Source organism: Mesorhizobium sp. YL-MeA3-2017, assembly GCF_030814575.1.
In the GTDB taxonomy this organism is placed as follows: domain Bacteria; phylum Pseudomonadota; class Alphaproteobacteria; order Rhizobiales; family Rhizobiaceae; genus Mesorhizobium; species Mesorhizobium terrae.
In genome coordinates this window covers 4,036,937-4,051,830 of sequence record NZ_JAUSVH010000001.1, presented here as the reverse complement: position 1 = coordinate 4,051,830, position 14,894 = coordinate 4,036,937, and the positions used below count along the sequence as shown (strand labels likewise).

At 62.2% G+C, this 14,894-nt stretch carries 13 protein-coding genes; 7 read left to right on the top strand and 6 right to left on the bottom strand.

Features of this window, described 5'->3' with window-relative positions; translation table 11 throughout:
- The first annotated feature begins 15 nt into the window (after positions 1-15).
- Positions 16-1,164 (top strand): galactonate dehydratase, encoded by a 1,149-nt coding sequence (dgoD, locus tag QFZ88_RS19180; RefSeq protein ID WP_024924951.1) that lies wholly within the window; start codon positions 16-18, stop codon positions 1,162-1,164.
- A gap of 25 nt (positions 1,165-1,189) precedes the next feature.
- Here dgoD and QFZ88_RS19175 read toward each other — a convergent pair whose 3' ends face one another.
- Together QFZ88_RS19175 and QFZ88_RS19170 are read right to left on the bottom strand one after the other, a co-directional pair.
- Positions 1,190-2,803 carry a GMC family oxidoreductase gene (locus QFZ88_RS19175; RefSeq protein WP_024924952.1) on the bottom strand — a complete coding sequence of 538 codons (1,614 nt, stop codon included), beginning with the start codon at positions 2,801-2,803 and terminating at the stop codon, positions 1,190-1,192.
- Between the two features lie 8 nt (positions 2,804-2,811).
- Positions 2,812-3,873, bottom strand: a complete 1,062-nt coding sequence (locus tag QFZ88_RS19170; RefSeq protein ID WP_024924953.1) for an ABC transporter ATP-binding protein — start codon at positions 3,871-3,873, stop codon at positions 2,812-2,814.
- A gap of 111 nt (positions 3,874-3,984) precedes the next feature.
- Here QFZ88_RS19170 and QFZ88_RS19165 point away from each other — a divergent pair, with 111 nt between their 5' ends.
- From QFZ88_RS19165 to QFZ88_RS19140, 6 genes are all read left to right on the top strand, one after another.
- The gene (locus tag QFZ88_RS19165; RefSeq protein ID WP_024924954.1) at positions 3,985-5,382 is read left to right on the top strand and encodes an ABC transporter substrate-binding protein; all 1,398 of its coding nucleotides are present in this window, start codon (positions 3,985-3,987) and stop codon (positions 5,380-5,382) included.
- Positions 5,383-5,466: 84 nt separating this feature from the next.
- Positions 5,467-6,345, top strand: a complete 879-nt coding sequence (locus tag QFZ88_RS19160) for a carbohydrate ABC transporter permease (protein WP_024924955.1) — start codon at positions 5,467-5,469, stop codon at positions 6,343-6,345.
- Complete coding sequence (locus QFZ88_RS19155; RefSeq protein ID WP_024924956.1) at positions 6,342-7,166, top strand: carbohydrate ABC transporter permease; 825 nt, start codon at positions 6,342-6,344, stop codon at positions 7,164-7,166. Before QFZ88_RS19160 ends, QFZ88_RS19155 begins: the two co-directional genes overlap by 4 nt.
- A 36-nt stretch (positions 7,167-7,202) precedes the next feature.
- Positions 7,203-8,915: an IlvD/Edd family dehydratase gene (locus tag QFZ88_RS19150; protein ID WP_024924957.1), complete on the top strand. Its 1,713-nt coding sequence runs from the start codon at positions 7,203-7,205 to the stop codon at positions 8,913-8,915.
- A gap of 8 nt (positions 8,916-8,923) precedes the next feature.
- On the top strand, positions 8,924-9,832 hold the full coding sequence (locus QFZ88_RS19145; RefSeq protein WP_024924958.1) for a dihydrodipicolinate synthase family protein: 909 nt from the start codon (positions 8,924-8,926) through the stop codon (positions 9,830-9,832).
- 28 nt (positions 9,833-9,860) lie between these two features.
- Positions 9,861-10,595 (top strand): FadR/GntR family transcriptional regulator, encoded by a 735-nt coding sequence (locus tag QFZ88_RS19140; RefSeq protein WP_024924959.1) that lies wholly within the window; start codon positions 9,861-9,863, stop codon positions 10,593-10,595.
- Between the two features lie 518 nt (positions 10,596-11,113).
- On the opposite strand, the gene QFZ88_RS19135 is transcribed toward QFZ88_RS19140, so the two are convergent.
- The 4 genes from QFZ88_RS19135 to QFZ88_RS19120 are packed head-to-tail and all read right to left on the bottom strand — an operon-like array spanning position 11,114 to position 14,893.
- Positions 11,114-11,860 (bottom strand): pyridoxal 4-dehydrogenase, SDR-type, encoded by a 747-nt coding sequence (locus QFZ88_RS19135; RefSeq protein ID WP_024924960.1) that lies wholly within the window; start codon positions 11,858-11,860, stop codon positions 11,114-11,116.
- Between the two features lie 38 nt (positions 11,861-11,898).
- On the bottom strand, positions 11,899-13,077 hold the full coding sequence (gene ppaT / locus QFZ88_RS19130) for a pyridoxamine--pyruvate transaminase (protein WP_024924961.1): 1,179 nt from the start codon (positions 13,075-13,077) through the stop codon (positions 11,899-11,901).
- Between the two features lie 26 nt (positions 13,078-13,103).
- Positions 13,104-13,910 (bottom strand): 4-pyridoxolactonase, encoded by an 807-nt coding sequence (locus QFZ88_RS19125; protein ID WP_024924962.1) that lies wholly within the window; start codon positions 13,908-13,910, stop codon positions 13,104-13,106.
- Between the two features lie 47 nt (positions 13,911-13,957).
- Positions 13,958-14,893 carry a putative B6 ABC transporter permease subunit 1 gene (locus QFZ88_RS19120; protein ID WP_024924963.1) on the bottom strand — a complete coding sequence of 312 codons (936 nt, stop codon included), beginning with the start codon at positions 14,891-14,893 and terminating at the stop codon, positions 13,958-13,960.
- Position 14,894 lies beyond the last annotated feature (1 nt).

Below are 14,894 nucleotides of genomic sequence, written 5' to 3'. Positions count from 1 at the left end.
GCCGGACCCGACAAGATGAAGATCACCGCCCTCACCACCTATATCGTGCCGCCGCGCTGGCTGTTCCTGAAGATCGAAACCGATGAAGGTATCTGCGGCTGGGGCGAACCCGTCGTGGAGGGACGCGCCCTGACGGTCGAGGCAGCGGTGAAGGAACTGGCGGACTATCTTGTCGGCAAGGATCCGCGGCTGATCGAGGACCATTGGTCCGTCATGCATCGCGGCGGCTTCTATCGCGGTGGGCCTATCCTGATGAGTGCCATCGCTGGCATCGATCAGGCGCTTTGGGATATCAAGGGCAAGGCGCTTGGCGTGCCCGTCCACGAGCTTCTTGGCGGCCGCTGCCGCGACCGCATCAAAGTCTACTCCTGGATAGGCGGCGATCGTCCGTCGGAGGTCGCCGAGGGCGCAAGGCAGGTCGTGGCGCGCGGTTTCACCGCGCTGAAGATGAACGGCACCGAGGAACTGCAGATCGTCGACAGCCACGACCGCATCGATGCCGCCGTCGAGCGCGTGGCGACCGTGCGCGAGGCCGTCGGGCCGCATATCGGCATTGCCGTCGACTTCCACGGCCGCGTACATCGCCCCATGGCAAAGGCTCTCGTCAAGGAGCTGGAACCGTATCGGCTCATGTTCATCGAAGAACCCGTGCTGAGCGAAAACCGCGAGGCGCTGAAGGAAATCGCCGCCATGTCGTCCGCCCCCATCGCTTTGGGCGAGCGTCTCTACAGCCGCTGGGATTTCAAGCACGTGTTCGAGGAAGGCGCCGTCGATATCATCCAGCCAGACCTTTCGCATGCCGGCGGTATCACCGAATGCCGCAAGATCGCCGCAATGGCCGAAGCCTACGACATTGCGGTGGCTCCCCATTGTCCGCTCGGGCCGATCGCGCTGGCCGCCTGCCTGCAACTCGACGCAGTGAGCTACAACTGCTTCATCCAGGAGCAGAGCCTCGGCATCCACTACAATACGGGCAACGACCTGCTCGACTATGCGAAGAACAAGGACGTCTTCCGCTATGAAGACGGCTTCGTGGCCATTCCCGACGGCCCGGGGCTGGGGGTCGAAATCGACGAGGATTATGTCAAGGAGCAGGCGCGGAAGGGTCATCGCTGGCGCAATCCCATCTGGCGCCATGCGGACGGATCCTTCGCCGAGTGGTGAACGGGCGAAGTTCGTCTGCGCGGCTCTAGCGCTGGGCCGCGTGGATCAGGCCGGCGGCCTTGTGGGCAATCGCCATGGCCGGCGCATTGGTGTTGCCGCTGACGATCGTCGGCATCACCGAACAGTCGATCACATGCAACCCCTCCAGTCCGCGGACCGACATGGATTTCGGGTCGACCACCGCCGACGGGTCGCCGTCCGGCCCCATCCGGCAGGTGCCTACCGGATGATAATTTGTCTTGACCATTCGTTTGGCGTGAACGCGCAAAGCCTCATCGTCAGCGGCCGTGCCGCCCGGTACGATCTCTTCTTCGAGCAGACCGGTTAGCGGCTGCTGGCGCGCGAAGGAACGCGCCGTCTTCAGCCCCTTGATGATCGTTTCCACGTCATGCGGATCGCGTAGAAAGCCACCGTCGATGAGCGGCATGTCGTCAGGCCGGTTTGAGCGCAGCGTGACCTTGCCACGCGAACGCGGGCGCAGCAGGCAACAGGTCATCGTCAGGCCGTCGCAGGCTTCGACGCCGGAGATATCGCGGTCCACATAGACGGTTGGAACACAGTAGATCTTGAGCGTGGCATCGGCCTTAGCATCGTCGGGATTGACGAAAGCACAGGCCTCAACGCCGATCGACGTGACGGGCCCGGATCTGAAAAGCAGATATTGCAGTCCGTTGCGAAGCATCCGCCAACCGCGATCTTCGCCGAAATAACCATACCGTCCATTGCTCTTGAAGATCACGGGCACCTCGCAGTGATCCTGCAAATTCCGTCCGACACCGGGTAGGTCGCAGACCGGAGCAATCTCCAGCGATCGCAGATGATCGGCATCGCCGATCCCCGACAGCATCAAGAGCTTGGGAGTGATGTAGGTGCCGGAAGCGAGGATGACGCCGGAGCCGGCATAGAGACGCTCGACCCGGCCGTTGCGGCGGAACTCGACACCCTTGGCCCGGCCCGCCTCGACCAGAACCCGGTCGACCGTGGTTTGCGTGCGCAGTTCCAGCCTGGGATCGTCCAGCACCCGCGACAGGAAAGCATCGGAGGCGCTGCAACGACGGCGATCCGGCCCGATCGTCGATTGCATGTAACCGACACCGCGCTGGCGGCCGCCATTGAAATCCGGGGTGAAGACTTCGCCAGCATTCTGGACGGCGGCCACGAAAGCGTCGGTCATCGCGCAGCGGTGAAAAGGTGCGGACACGTTAAGCGGACCGGCATTGCCATGGGCGGGCGCGCCCAGGTGATCGTTGTTTTCGAGTACCTTGAAGTGCTCGAGCATGTCGGCCCACGACCAGTCGTGACCGGTGCCCAGCATGTCGGCCCAATTGTCGTAGTCGGCCGCTTGTCCGCGCATGTAGACCATGGCGTTCACTGACGAACCGCCGCCGAGACCCCTGGCCTGCGGCACGATCGTGCTTCTGCCGTCCAGTTGTGGCTGCGGCACCATGTGATGCATGTCGAGATAGGTATCGCGCCCCAGATATTTCATGTAGCCGGCGGGCATATGCATGAGCGGGCTCATGCGGCGTGCTCCTGCCTCCAGGAGCAGGACCCGGGCGCCGAATTCCTCGACCAGGCGCCAGGCCGCCACGCAGCCCGAACTACCGCCGCCAACGATGATATAGTCGTAATCCTTCATGGGTTGATTCAAGCCGGCCGCAGGCGCTTGTCGTTTGCCGTATCAAAGAAAAAGATGCGGCTGCGATCGAGTTTGAGAAAGACCGTCTCGCCGATCGTTACCTTCCGATTGGCGTCGGCTACCGCGCAGAAGAGGTCGTCGCCAGCCTTGATCGAAACCAGGGTGCTTTGACCGACGAACTCGGTGGCAAAGACCGTGGCGACGATGTCTGCGCCGTCCGGCCCCGGCACGAGCGCGACATCGTCGGGGCGGATACCCAGCGTGACGCTTCCGCCAAGCGATGCCGGTAGCGAGGCTATTTCAAATCCGGCGCCGCGGAAGGCTCCAATAGACATCGTCCCACGTAGCAGGTTCATCGGTGGCGAACCGATGAAAGCGGCGACGAACAGCTCGGAAGGGTCCTTGTAGATGTTTTCGGGCGTGTCGAGCTGGACGATGCGGCCACCATGCATGACGGCAACGCGGGTTGCCAGCGTCATGGCCTCGATCTGATCGTGCGTGACATAGATCGTGGTCGTCCTCATCTCATGATGCAGGTGCTTGAGTTCCGCGCGCATCGAAACCCGCAGCTTGGCATCGAGGTTGGAAAGCGGCTCATCGAGCATGAACAGGCGCGGAGTGCGCACGATTGCCCGGGCCAGTGCAACCCGCTGACGTTGCCCGCCCGATAGGGCACGCGGCTTGCGCTCGAGTAGATCTTCGAGATGAACCTTGCGGGCAGCGGATTTGACGCGCTCCCGCCGCTCGTCGACCTGGACTTTGCGTAGCCGCAGCGGATAGCCGATATTGTCGGCCACGCTCATGTGCGGGTAGAGCCCATAGTTCTGGAAAACCATGGCGATGTCGCGCTCGCGTGCGAGTTTGCCCACGACCGACTGGCCACCGATGCGTATGTCGCCCGAGGTGACGTCCTCGAGACCGGCGATCATGCGCATCGTCGTGGTCTTGCCGCAGCCCGACGGGCCGAGCAACACTAGGAACTCCTCGTCCTTCACATGAATATCCAGGTTGCGGATGACCTGCACCGCACCCCAGCTTTTTCCCACACTGGACAGTTCGACGTCGACCAAATGTCCTCTCCTTCATTCCGTCTTGACCATCAATAACTCCGATAATATGAGTATTCAAGATGCGAGTTGATCTTGTTGTCCGGCATGGCGCCGGCTCCGTGGGAGGATGTGATGGACAAGGTGAAAATGCCGACGGGAGGACTGCACCTTGCAGTGGACCGTCGTTCGTTCCTGCGTGCGACTTCGATATTGGCTGCGGGCGGTGTGATCGCCCTCCACTCAGGGCTACCGGTCTATGCGCAGGAGAACAGCACCGAACTGCTCAAGCTCTATGCCGGCGCGAAAGTCGACTGGCAAAGATACAAGGGGCAAACGATCGTGCTGGGCGGGCTGGAACACGTCTGGATGCACGCGATCGTGCCGCTGATCTCGCTTTTCACGCAGCTGACCGGGATCGAGGTCAAGGTCGAGAAGCAATCCGAGACGGAGTTCGCCGCCTCCATGCCGGTAAAGCTGGGCGGCGGCAGCGCCACGCCGGACATCTTCATGATCTGGGCGCTTGGCCAAGCGATTTCTGCCAAATGGCTGCAGCCGCTCGATGCATACCGCAACGACGCATCGTTGTTCGATGCCGCCTGGTACGACGACGCTGATATTTTTTCCTCTGCGCGCAGTTTCGAAAAATGGAGTGACGGCGCCTCCTACGGCCTGGCCATCACCGCGGAAGCGCAGACCCTGTTCATGAACAAGTCGATGCTGGACGCGAAGGGTTTCTCCGCTCCGGCCTCGATGGACGAACTGTTCAAACTCGCCAAAACGCTGAAGAGCGAGGAAGTTGCCGGCATCGCCATGCGGGCAAAGCCGACGGGCGACGCCGCCCCTTGGACGCTGGCGGGTTTCGTTTTCTCTTATGGCGGCGCCTATGTGACGAAGGACGGCAAGTCCGGCCTCACGATGCCGGAATCGATCGCCGGGCTCGACATGTATGGCCGGCTGCTTCGCGAGGCAGGTCCCGTCGGCATCGCCGGTTATCACTGGATGGAATGCCTGAACGACTTCATGCAGGGCGCGGTCGCCATCGGCTGCGATTCTTCAAACTTCGCCACCGACATCGAAGACAAGTCCAAGAGCACCGTCGCCGGAAACACCCTTTTCGGTGTCTTACCGGCTCCTGCGAACAAGTCGGCCAAGCCCAACATGTGGCATTGGATGACTGGCATCAATGCCAAGTCGGCAAACAAGGAGGCTGCCTGGCTGTTCTTGATGTGGGCGACTTCCAAGCCGACATCGGCACTCACCGCCGCCGCCGGACTTGCAACACCACGCAGCTCGGCCTGGCAGACATCGGCATTTCGCGATCGCTTCGGCGCTCAAGCCGCCGATGCCGCGCTGAAGAACCTGCAGGTCGCCGATGGCGATCTGTTCAAAGCCGCCTGGTTCCATCCCAAGGCGCCCGAAATCCTCGATGCGGTCGGAATTGCCGTCAACGAGGTCGTCACCGGCAGCAAGGATGCGACCCAAGCCTTCGGCGATGCCGACGGCAAGGTTCGGCAGGTCCTGAGTATGTGAGGCCAGGAACTTGCACAGGAAATCGTTCGATAAGAGTTGCGCCACTACGACGGCGCAACTTCCAAAAAAGGGCGTGATCTAGAAATGGACGCGCGCACACGCTTCATCATTCTCATGCTGGCGCCAACGACAGTGCTGTTGTTCGGCCTAACCATCTTTCCCTTCATCGCGTCCGTGGCGATGAGCCTCAGCAACTATTCGCTGGTGACACCGGATTCGCTCGCGTTTGCCGGATTGCAGAACTACTTCAACCTATTGCGGTCGGAAGAGTTCTGGACGGCGTTGCGCGCGACGGCATTGTTCACCGTGCTTGCAGTCGCAATCCAGCTCATGCTCGGCGTGGCCATAGCCACGTTTTTGCACCACGAGACACGCGCCGTTCCGCTGCTGCGGGCGATCTATCTTCTTCCCATGGCGATCACGCCCGTCGCCGCCGTCTTCACCTTCCGCATGATGCTCAACCCGTCACTCGGCGTGTTCAACTATCTGCTGAAGCTCGTTGGCCTGCCGCCGCAGGATTGGCTTGGCACGGCAGCGATGGCCATGACGTCACTGCTCGTCGTCGACACCTGGCAGTGGGCGCCTTTCATCCTGTTGATCGCGGCGGGCGGGCTTGCGGCGATGGATGAGGAGCCGTTGCAGGCCGCCAGGATGGATGGCGCGACCGAGACCCAAGTGTTCTTCCATCACACCTTGCCGGCGCTTCTGCCCTATCTCGGTGTGGCCATCGTCTTTCGCGCTATCGACGCCTTCAAGACCTTCGACATCATCTTCGTGCTGACGGGCGGCGGTCCGGGCATCGCGACCAGAACGCTCAATCTCCTGGCTTACAAACAGGGCATCGAGTTCCTTTCGATGGGTTATGCCGCCGCCATCGCGATCGTCATGCTGGTCATCACCATCGTCGCCGCGCAGATGTTCCTGCGTCGGATGCGCATGTTCGTGCCGAGGGCGGCTCTATGAAAGCGCTGCGCATCCTGACGCCTTTCGCCCGCCGCCTGTCACTGTGGGCTTTTGCTCTCTGGTGCCTATTTCCGATCTACTGGCTGGCGATGATGTCGTTGAAGACGGAAGTCGATGCCATGGCGCGCCGGCCCAAATTCCTGTTCGCTCCGATCCTCGACAACTACCTCAAGGTTCTCTCCGATCCGACGATCTGGACCTATTTCGCCAACAGTGCCGTTGTAGCGCTCGCCTCGACGGCGCTTGCCTTGCTGATCGGCCTTCCCGCCGCCTATGTGCTGGCACGCTACCGTTTTCGCGGCAATGCCGACTACGGTTTCTGGATTTTGACCACCCGCATGACACCGCCGGTCGCCGTGCTGATCCCGTTCTTCGTGATGTATGTGAAGGCCGGCCTGATCGGCACGCATGCCGGCCTGATCATCGCTCATGTCGCGATCAACCTTTCCATTGTCGTCTGGCTCATGAAAGGTTTCTTCGAGGACCTGCCAGGCGAACTGGAAGAGGCCGCGGCTATTGACGGCGCGACCTATTTCCAGGCCTTCGCCCACATCTGCCTTCCCGTCGTCCTGCCGGGAATCGCGGCCGTGGCGATCCTGGCATTCCTGTTTTCCTGGAACGAGTTCCTGTTTGCGCTGGTTCTCGGCGGCAATGATGTGCGGACCGTGCCGCTCGGGCTCTATGCCTTTGTCGGATACCAGCAGGTGCGCTGGGGCGAACTGTCGGCAGCCTCGATCGTATTGCTGGTCCCGGTGCTGCTGTTTGTCCTGGTTTTCCAGAAACAATTGATCCGCGGCCTGACCATGGGAGCCGTCAAATGACCGCAAGCCCGATGCACGGAAACTGGAGTTGGTAAGGTGACGAAACGGCGCTCGCAGCACTGGTTCGGTGGACACGGCAAAGACGCCTTCATCCACCGCAGCTGGATGAAGAACAATGGCCTGCCGGACGATGCCTTCGATGGCCGGCCGGTGATCGGCATCTGCAACACCTTCTCCGAATTCACCCCCTGCAACGCGCATTTCCGGGGGCTTGTCGAACATATCAAGGCTGGCGTGCTCGAGGCCGGCGGGCTGCCGCTGGAGTTTCCCGTCTTCTCCTGCGGAGAATCCAATCTGCGCCCTACCGCCATGCTCTTCCGCAATCTCGCTTCCATGGACGTCGAGGAATCGATCCGCGGCAACCCGATGGACGGCGTGGTGCTAATGGCCGGCTGCGACAAGACCACGCCGGCTCTCGTCATGGGCGCCGCGTCCTGCGACCTGCCCTCCATCGTCGTCTCGGGCGGTCCGATGTTGAATGGACGCTTTCAGGGCCGGGAGATTGGCTCTGGGACGGACGTGTGGAAGTTTTCCGAGGACGTCCGCGCCGGGGTCATGACCGAACGAGAATTCGCCCAGGCCGAAAGTGCGATGTCGCGCTCACCCGGTCACTGCATGACGATGGGCACGGCCTCGACAATGGCCTCGATGGTGGAGGCGCTCGGCATCGCCCTGCCCGGCAACGCGGCCTACCCCGCAGTGGATGCCCACCGCGCACGGCTGGCGCGGATGAGCGGCCGTCGCATCGTCGAAATGGTCAGGGAGGACCTTCGGTTGTCGGCGATCCTGAAAAAGGAAGCCTTCGCCAACGCGATCCGCGTCAACGGAGCAATCGGCGGGTCGACCAATGCCGTTGTGCATCTTCTGGCGATTGCGGGACGCATCGGTGTGGAACTGACGCTCGACGACTGGGACGAGCTTGGGCGCAACATACCCACCATTGTCGATCTGATGCCTTCAGGACGCTTTCTGATGGAGGATTTCTGCTACGCCGGCGGCATTCCCGCCGTCATGAAGGAGATCGCCAACCTCCTCGACCTCGACGCCTTGACGGTGACTGGCAGAACCCTGCGCGAAGAACTCGCCGGGGCGATGAACTACAATCCACAAGTCATCCGGCCGAGGCAACAAGCGCTGACACCGCATGGCGGGATTGCCGTCCTGCGCGGCAATCTGGCTCCGGGTGGAGCAATCATCAAACCTTCCGCCGCTTCGCCCGAACTGATGCGCCACCGGGGTCGGGCGGTCGTGTTCGAGGACATCGATCACTACAAAGCCGCCGTCGATGATCCGACGCTCGACATAGACGAAAGCTGCATCATGGTGCTGAAGAACTGCGGCCCGAAGGGTTATCCCGGCATGGCCGAGGTCGGCAACATGGCGCTGCCGCAGAAGCTTCTCAAGAAAGGCGTGCGCGATATGGTGCGGATATCGGATGCGCGTATGTCCGGCACCGCCTTTGGCACGGTTGTGCTGCATACGGCGCCGGAAGCCGCCATTGGCGGACCGTTTGCACTCGTGCGCGGCGGCGACATCATCGAGCTCGACGTGGATGCGCGCAAGCTCCATCTCGACGTTACCGATGAAGAACTGGAGCGGCGGCGGCTCGAATGGGAAGCGCCGGTCCCCACCATGCAGGGTGGCTATCAAGGCCTCTATGTCGAGCACGTATTGCAAGCGGATCGCGGTGCCGATCTCGACTTCCTCGTTGGTTGCCGCGGCCACGCCATTCCCCGCGAAAGCCATTGAGGCATCATATGAACAAGTTCGAAACGGTCGACTTCCACGGCATCCATGCCATTGTCTATGCGCTGTTCGATGGCGAGGAACGACTGGATCGCGCCGCCATTCGAAGGCAGGTGGAACTTTGCCTTGCAGCCGGGGTACACGGCATGGCGGCGCTCGGCCTCGCCACCGAGGTCTCGAAGCTGACGGGGGCTGAACGTCGCACGCTGATGGACTGGGTGGCGGAAGACACCGGTGCCAGGGTACCGCTGGCTTTCACCATCTTCGGTGCCTCCGTCGCCGAGCAGATCGGCCAGATCCGTCATGCCGAAAGCGTCGGCGCGGATTGGGTAATCCTCCAACCGCCGCCGGTCGGCACTTATGGAGCGGCCGAGTATATCCGCTTCTTCGGGCGCGTTGCCGGGGCAACCGATCTGCCGGTGGCCATTCAGAATGCTCCGGCCTTCTTCGGACGTGGGCTGACAGCGGATGAAATACGCGATCTCGCTAGGCAGCACCCCAACATCAGTCTGATCAAGGGTGAAGGACCTGTTGTCGACATAGCCGGCCTGATTACCCGCACCGACAATCGTGTACCGATATTCAACGGTCGCGGCGGACTGGAATTGATCGACAATTTCCGCATTGGCTGTCGGGGCATGATCCTTGCCCCCGACTGTATCGACCATGCGGTGCGCGCCTATAATGCCTTCCACGCCGGCGATGAAGACGGTGCGGAAGCCGAGTACCGGGCCATGTTGCCGGCGGCCGTTTTCGTCATGCAAGGCATCGAGAACCTGATCTGCTACGGCAAGCGCCTATTCGGCGCCCGCTCGGGCATTCCAATCCACGATCGTGGCCCCGCGCTACGCCCCGACAAGATCGGGCTTGAGATGGTGGAGCGTTTCGCGGCACAACTCGGCCCGCTGGCGGTTGAATAGGCGGGCCGCTACGGGAGGACGGCTGCAGATGACGAGATCGAACAGGCTGATATCGGCGAACGAGACGATAGGATCCGTGCCGGCTGCCGAACGCGGTCTACCCGCGCAGATCGCCGCCCGCATGGGGCGCAGCATATTGCGCGGCGAACTGCGACCCGGTGACAAGCTGCCGAAGGAAACCGACCTGCTCGACCAGCTTCAAGTCAGCCGCACGACGCTGCGCGAAGCGCTCACCATCCTGACCAGTAAGGGTTTCATTGAGGCGAAGCAGCGGATCGGCACGAGCGTGCGCGCGCCAAGTGCCTGGAACACACTCGATCCCATGGTCATGTCATGGCACGACGACGAGGACGAACAGGCCCTCGCCCAGGAATTGTTCGAGATCAGATCGGCGATCGAACCTCTCGCGGCCAGGCTGGCGGCCGCGCGCGCCACCGAGGCAGACCTTGCCCAGCTTCGTGCCGCGCTCGCGACGATGGCCGAAGACAATTCCAATCCGCGGCTTGCCATGGAAGCCGACATCGCCTTCCACCTCGGCATCATCCAGGCCGCGCATAATCGCTTCCTCGCACCCGTCGGTTCCGTCATCCGCGCGGCCCTTACCATCAGCGTTCCAAAGACCTTCGCCAAATTCGGCGGCATGAGCCACGCGCTTGGCATGCACGAGGCAATCGTGAAGGCCATTGAACAACGCGCCCCCACCAAAGCCGCCAAGGCGGCTGAAAAGCTCATTGCCGACACCTATGAGCGGAACTTCGGTTGAGCGGGAAAGAACCGTGCTCTGCAGGTGGACGAAACACGTTAGTTTCTTGACGGGTTGCAGGTTCAAGGCAACAAGAGCCGATATCGGATATTCGCACCCATACTCCATGGCCGGCGAAACACGCGCCTCAGGACGAGGACATGCGGCTCATCCCGGTCGTTGTAGTGCATGGTGTCGGCGATGCTTCCACTTGCGGCGATTGATTTCCGTTGTGGCAAAATCTCCGCGGTATGGTTGTCGGCACGCACGAGGACCGCGAACAGCTTGTTGGTCTCTTAGCCCACCCAGCCCCCGATGCCGCCGCAGGATAGGTCCACATACAGCGGGCGTTACTATGGAGCAGGTCGAACACGAAGAAGAATGCCCTCCGCTCCACGCCACCGACCACCATCAGGGCCTCGCCGAAGTCGGCCTGCACGCGAGCATCCGGATGCGACAATGGAACGAACATCCTGACGGCAACGCTTCGGCCAAGCCCTGCATGCCGCTCGCGCACCTGTCTCGCCGCGATAATGGACCTAATGTCGGACCATGCCTGCATCGACGTTGAGCGTCTGGCCGGTGATCCAGCGCGCGTCGTCCGAGGCGAGGAATGAGACGACGTCGGCGATGTGCTCGGGCTGGCCCTTGCCTTTCATGGCCTGCAGCATTTCGACAAAACCGAACGCCTCGTTATGCGGGCTCGCCTTGACGCCGTCGCTCTCGATCAGGCCCGGCGTCACCGCATTGGCGGTGATGTTGTATTTGCCGAGCTCCGTTGCCAGCGCCCGGGTGAAACCGATGACGCCGCCCTTGGCAGCGACATAGGCCGCCATGTTGGGCGTGCCGGCGAAGAAGGTGTTGGAGGCGATGCTGATCACGCGTCCGACCTTGTTCGCCGCGCGCATCTGGTCGGTCGCCGCGCGCGAGACGATGAAGGTACCGGTCAGGTTGACGTCGATGATCTTGCGCCAATGGTCGAGGTCGACGTCGTCCCAGGCGATGAACGGCACGATGCTGGCGTTGTTGACGAGGATGTCGATGCCACCGGATTGCGCCTGAATCTCGGCAAACAGCGCCTTGACCGACGCCGGATCGGAAATGTCGGCGGCAATAGCCTTCGCGTTGCCGCCGATCGATGCGGCTGCGGCCTTAGCGCCTTCGGCGTTGATGTCGCTGACGATGACGGTCGCGCCATCGGCCGCCAGCCGCGCCGCAATCGCCTTGCCAATGCCCTGTGCGGCGCCCGTCACCAGCGCCGTCTTTCCCGCAAGCCGTTCAGTCATGAAATCTCTCCCTTAATGCGTAATCCGATGAGGTGTGTTCAGGCGTCGGCGTCGATGACGGCCAGCGCCGCGTCGATGCCCTTGCCGACGGCAAGCTTCTGGCCGGCAGCATTCATCGCGCCACCCAGCGCCGTCAGCGCGGCAATCGCATAGATCGGCTGCGCCGTCGGGCCCATGTGGCCGATGCGCGTCAGCCTGCCCAGCGTTTCGCCGCGCCCCGACGAAAACACCACGCCGTAGCGGGCGCGCGCGGCCTGGCGCAGCGCCTTCTCGTCGACGCCTTCGGGCGTACGCACGGCGGTTGTGGTCGGCGACGCGATCTTTTCGTTGGCGGCCCAGATCGACAGCCCCATGGCGGCGACGCCGGCACGCATGGCCTTTGCCGTCAGCGCGTGACGCGCCCACACCGCTTCTGGTCCTTCGCTGAGATAGAGGTCGAGCGCCACGTCGAGCCCGTTGATCTCCGAGACCGATGGCGTGAACGGGAACGGGCTTTCGCGCGACCAGGCGTTTTCCCAGTCGACGATGCTCAGCATCGATGCGCGCGGTGCTGCCTCATTGGCCTTCATCTTGGCCCAGGCGCGCTCACTCACCCCCATTATGGTCAAGCCGGGAGGGGCTCCCAGGCATTTGTTGGGGCCGGTGACATAGATGTCGGCGTTGCAATCCTCCGGATGCGTTTTCATGCCGCCGAAGGACGAGACGGCATCGACGATCAGATAGCCGCCATGAGCCGACACCAGCGCGCCGATGGCATCGATCGGATTGATGGTGCCCGACGGCGTATCGTGATGGCAGATCGAAACGATGGTGATTTCGGGATGCTTCTTCAGCATTTCGGCGACCGCCTGCGGGTCGATCGCCTCGTTGTAGGGCACTTCGATTTCGAGCAGGTTGGGCGAATAGCGTTTTGCCCAGTAGCCGAAGCCCTTGCCGTAAACGCCCGAGGCGAGGTTCAGCACGACGTCGTCGGGCGTGATCAGCGATGCCGCAGCAGCTTCCAGGCCGAGAACCGGCTCGCCGTGTAGGATGACCGGCTTGTTCGGCAGACGCATCGCTTTCTGCGCCTTATCGACGACCTTCTCGTAGAAGAGCTGGAACGCCGGATCGTAGTCGTAGAGCACCGTGCGGCCGAGGCCGCGCAGCACTTGTGCATAGGCGTCCACCGGCCCCGCGGTCAGGGTGATGACCGGATCGGCATGATCGGAATAGCGCATGGTCTTGGTCTCCAGAATGGCGGCGGTCAGCCGTAGAACTGCGTGCCGGTTTTGTAGGTTTTGAAGTTGTCCATGTCGTGCGAGTACATCAGCTCGGCGCCGTGATCCTCGGCCAGCTTCTGCACTTTGCGCATCGAATTGACACCCGCGACCGGGTCGATATGGAAGGCCGCCTGGCAGAGCGTTTCGAGGCTCTTCTGCGTATAGGCGGCGTCAATCGTGAACATGATCGGCTTGCGCCTGGGGAACTCGACCAGCAGGCTGTAGTGGCCGATCGAATGGCCGGGCGTCGAGATCAGCTTGACACCCTTGGCGAGCTCAATGTCGCCGTCGATGCCCTCGAAGGTCGAGTTGGCGCGCGTCGTGCCTTCCAGCAATTGCGAGGTCGCGCCGCGCGCCTCTGCCGCCTCTGCCGAGAAGCTCAGATCCGAGTAGCCGAGATGCTCGAAGGGCTGCGGATTGCAAGCCTGCGGCACCTCCGAACGGTGGCAGATCTTCTTGGCATGCGGAAAATATTTGTTGCCGCCGCAATGGTCGAAGTGGAAGTGCGAGTTGACGACGACGTCGATGTCCTTCGGCTCAAGCCCGAGAAGTGCCAGCGCGCCGGGAATGGTCTGGTGCTTTTCCTGGATCGGCTTCTCGAAGGGCAGCACCTTCATGACGTGATCGTAGTCATAGCCGGTGTCGATGAGGAAACGGCCCTCGGCATGCTCGATCAGGATAGAATAGACCGGAAAGCGGACTTCGCCGCCCGGGCCGCGATTCCAGAACACGTGATAGCCGTCGAGGACGAGCGAGCCGCCGTCGAGCAGGTAAACCTTGGTATCCGACATTCTTGCCTCCTGTTTTGGCGCGGGTCCCATCCGCGCATCCGTTGTTGTCAGCGCGCGCCGCGCTCGTAGGGAATACCAAGCGCGGCCGGCAGGCTGGCCCGCCGTCCGAACAGCACCAGCATGATCATCACCGCCAGGAACGGCAGCATCTGGATGATGTCGGTCGGTATGTTGATGCCCGCCACCTGCATGGCGGTGGTCAAAGACAAACAGACGCCGAACAGAAGAGCGCCGAACAGCACCCAGATCGGCCGGCCACGCGCAAGCATGGCCAGCACGATGCCGAGGAAGCCGGCGCCGTTGGTGATGAACGGAATGAACAGACCTGCCCCGACATTGGCGAGATAGGCGCCGCCGAGCCCTGCCAACGCGCCGGTTGACAGCACGGCGATGGTGCGGGTTCGGATGACATCGATGCCGGCGACGTCGAGCGCGGCCGGCTTGTCGCCGGCGGCCTGCAAATTGAGGCCGAGCTGCGTGCGCCGGTAGAGGTAGCCCATGCCGAACACCAGCGCGACCGCCAGATAGACGATCAGATGATGCTTGAAGAAGGCCGGCCCGATTACCGGAATGTCCGACAGCAGCGGGATGACGGTGGCGTTCGGCGCCGGCAGGCGCGGGTAGCTGCGCGAGAACTGGAAGTGATGGAGAAGCGCCGTCAGGCCTTCGAGGCCTAGTGTCAGCGCGATGCCGATGACGATCTGGTTCAGTCCGATGCGCACGCACAGGAGTGCCATGATCAACGCCACCGCAACGCCGCCGGCGATGCCGGTGAGGAAACCCAGCCACAAAGAACCGGAATAGAAGGCGCCGACGAAACCGAGATAGGCGCCGGCCAGCATCATGCCTTCGATGCCGATGTTGAGCACGCCGGCCTTTTCCGACATCTGCTCGCCAAGCCCGGCGAGCAAAAGCGGGATCGCCGCGGTGATCGCGCCAAACAGAAGCGCGCTGAGAAAGACTTCGCTGAAGAGCCCGGTCATG

Bases quoted from the DNA above. Each gene is read 5' to 3' on its own strand.
- QFZ88_RS19125 (WP_024924962.1), bottom strand. From the start codon at position 13,910: ATGTCGGATACCAAGGTTTACCTGCTCGACGGCGGCTCGCTCGTCCTC.
- QFZ88_RS19155 (WP_024924956.1), top strand. From the start codon at position 6,342: ATGAAAGCGCTGCGCATCCTGACGCCTTTCGCCCGCCGCCTGTCACTG.
- QFZ88_RS19145 (WP_024924958.1), top strand. From the start codon at position 8,924: ATGAACAAGTTCGAAACGGTCGACTTCCACGGCATCCATGCCATTGTC.
- QFZ88_RS19140 (WP_024924959.1), top strand. From the start codon at position 9,861: ATGACGAGATCGAACAGGCTGATATCGGCGAACGAGACGATAGGATCC.
- QFZ88_RS19165 (WP_024924954.1), top strand. From the start codon at position 3,985: ATGGACAAGGTGAAAATGCCGACGGGAGGACTGCACCTTGCAGTGGAC.
- QFZ88_RS19160 (WP_024924955.1), top strand. From the start codon at position 5,467: ATGGACGCGCGCACACGCTTCATCATTCTCATGCTGGCGCCAACGACA.
- dgoD (WP_024924951.1), top strand. From the start codon at position 16: ATGAAGATCACCGCCCTCACCACCTATATCGTGCCGCCGCGCTGGCTG.
- QFZ88_RS19120 (WP_024924963.1), bottom strand. From the start codon at position 14,893: ATGACCGGGCTCTTCAGCGAAGTCTTTCTCAGCGCGCTTCTGTTTGGC.
- QFZ88_RS19175 (WP_024924952.1), bottom strand. From the start codon at position 2,803: ATGAAGGATTACGACTATATCATCGTTGGCGGCGGTAGTTCGGGCTGC.
- ppaT (WP_024924961.1), bottom strand. From the start codon at position 13,077: ATGCGCTATTCCGATCATGCCGATCCGGTCATCACCCTGACCGCGGGG.
- QFZ88_RS19135 (WP_024924960.1), bottom strand. From the start codon at position 11,860: ATGACTGAACGGCTTGCGGGAAAGACGGCGCTGGTGACGGGCGCCGCA.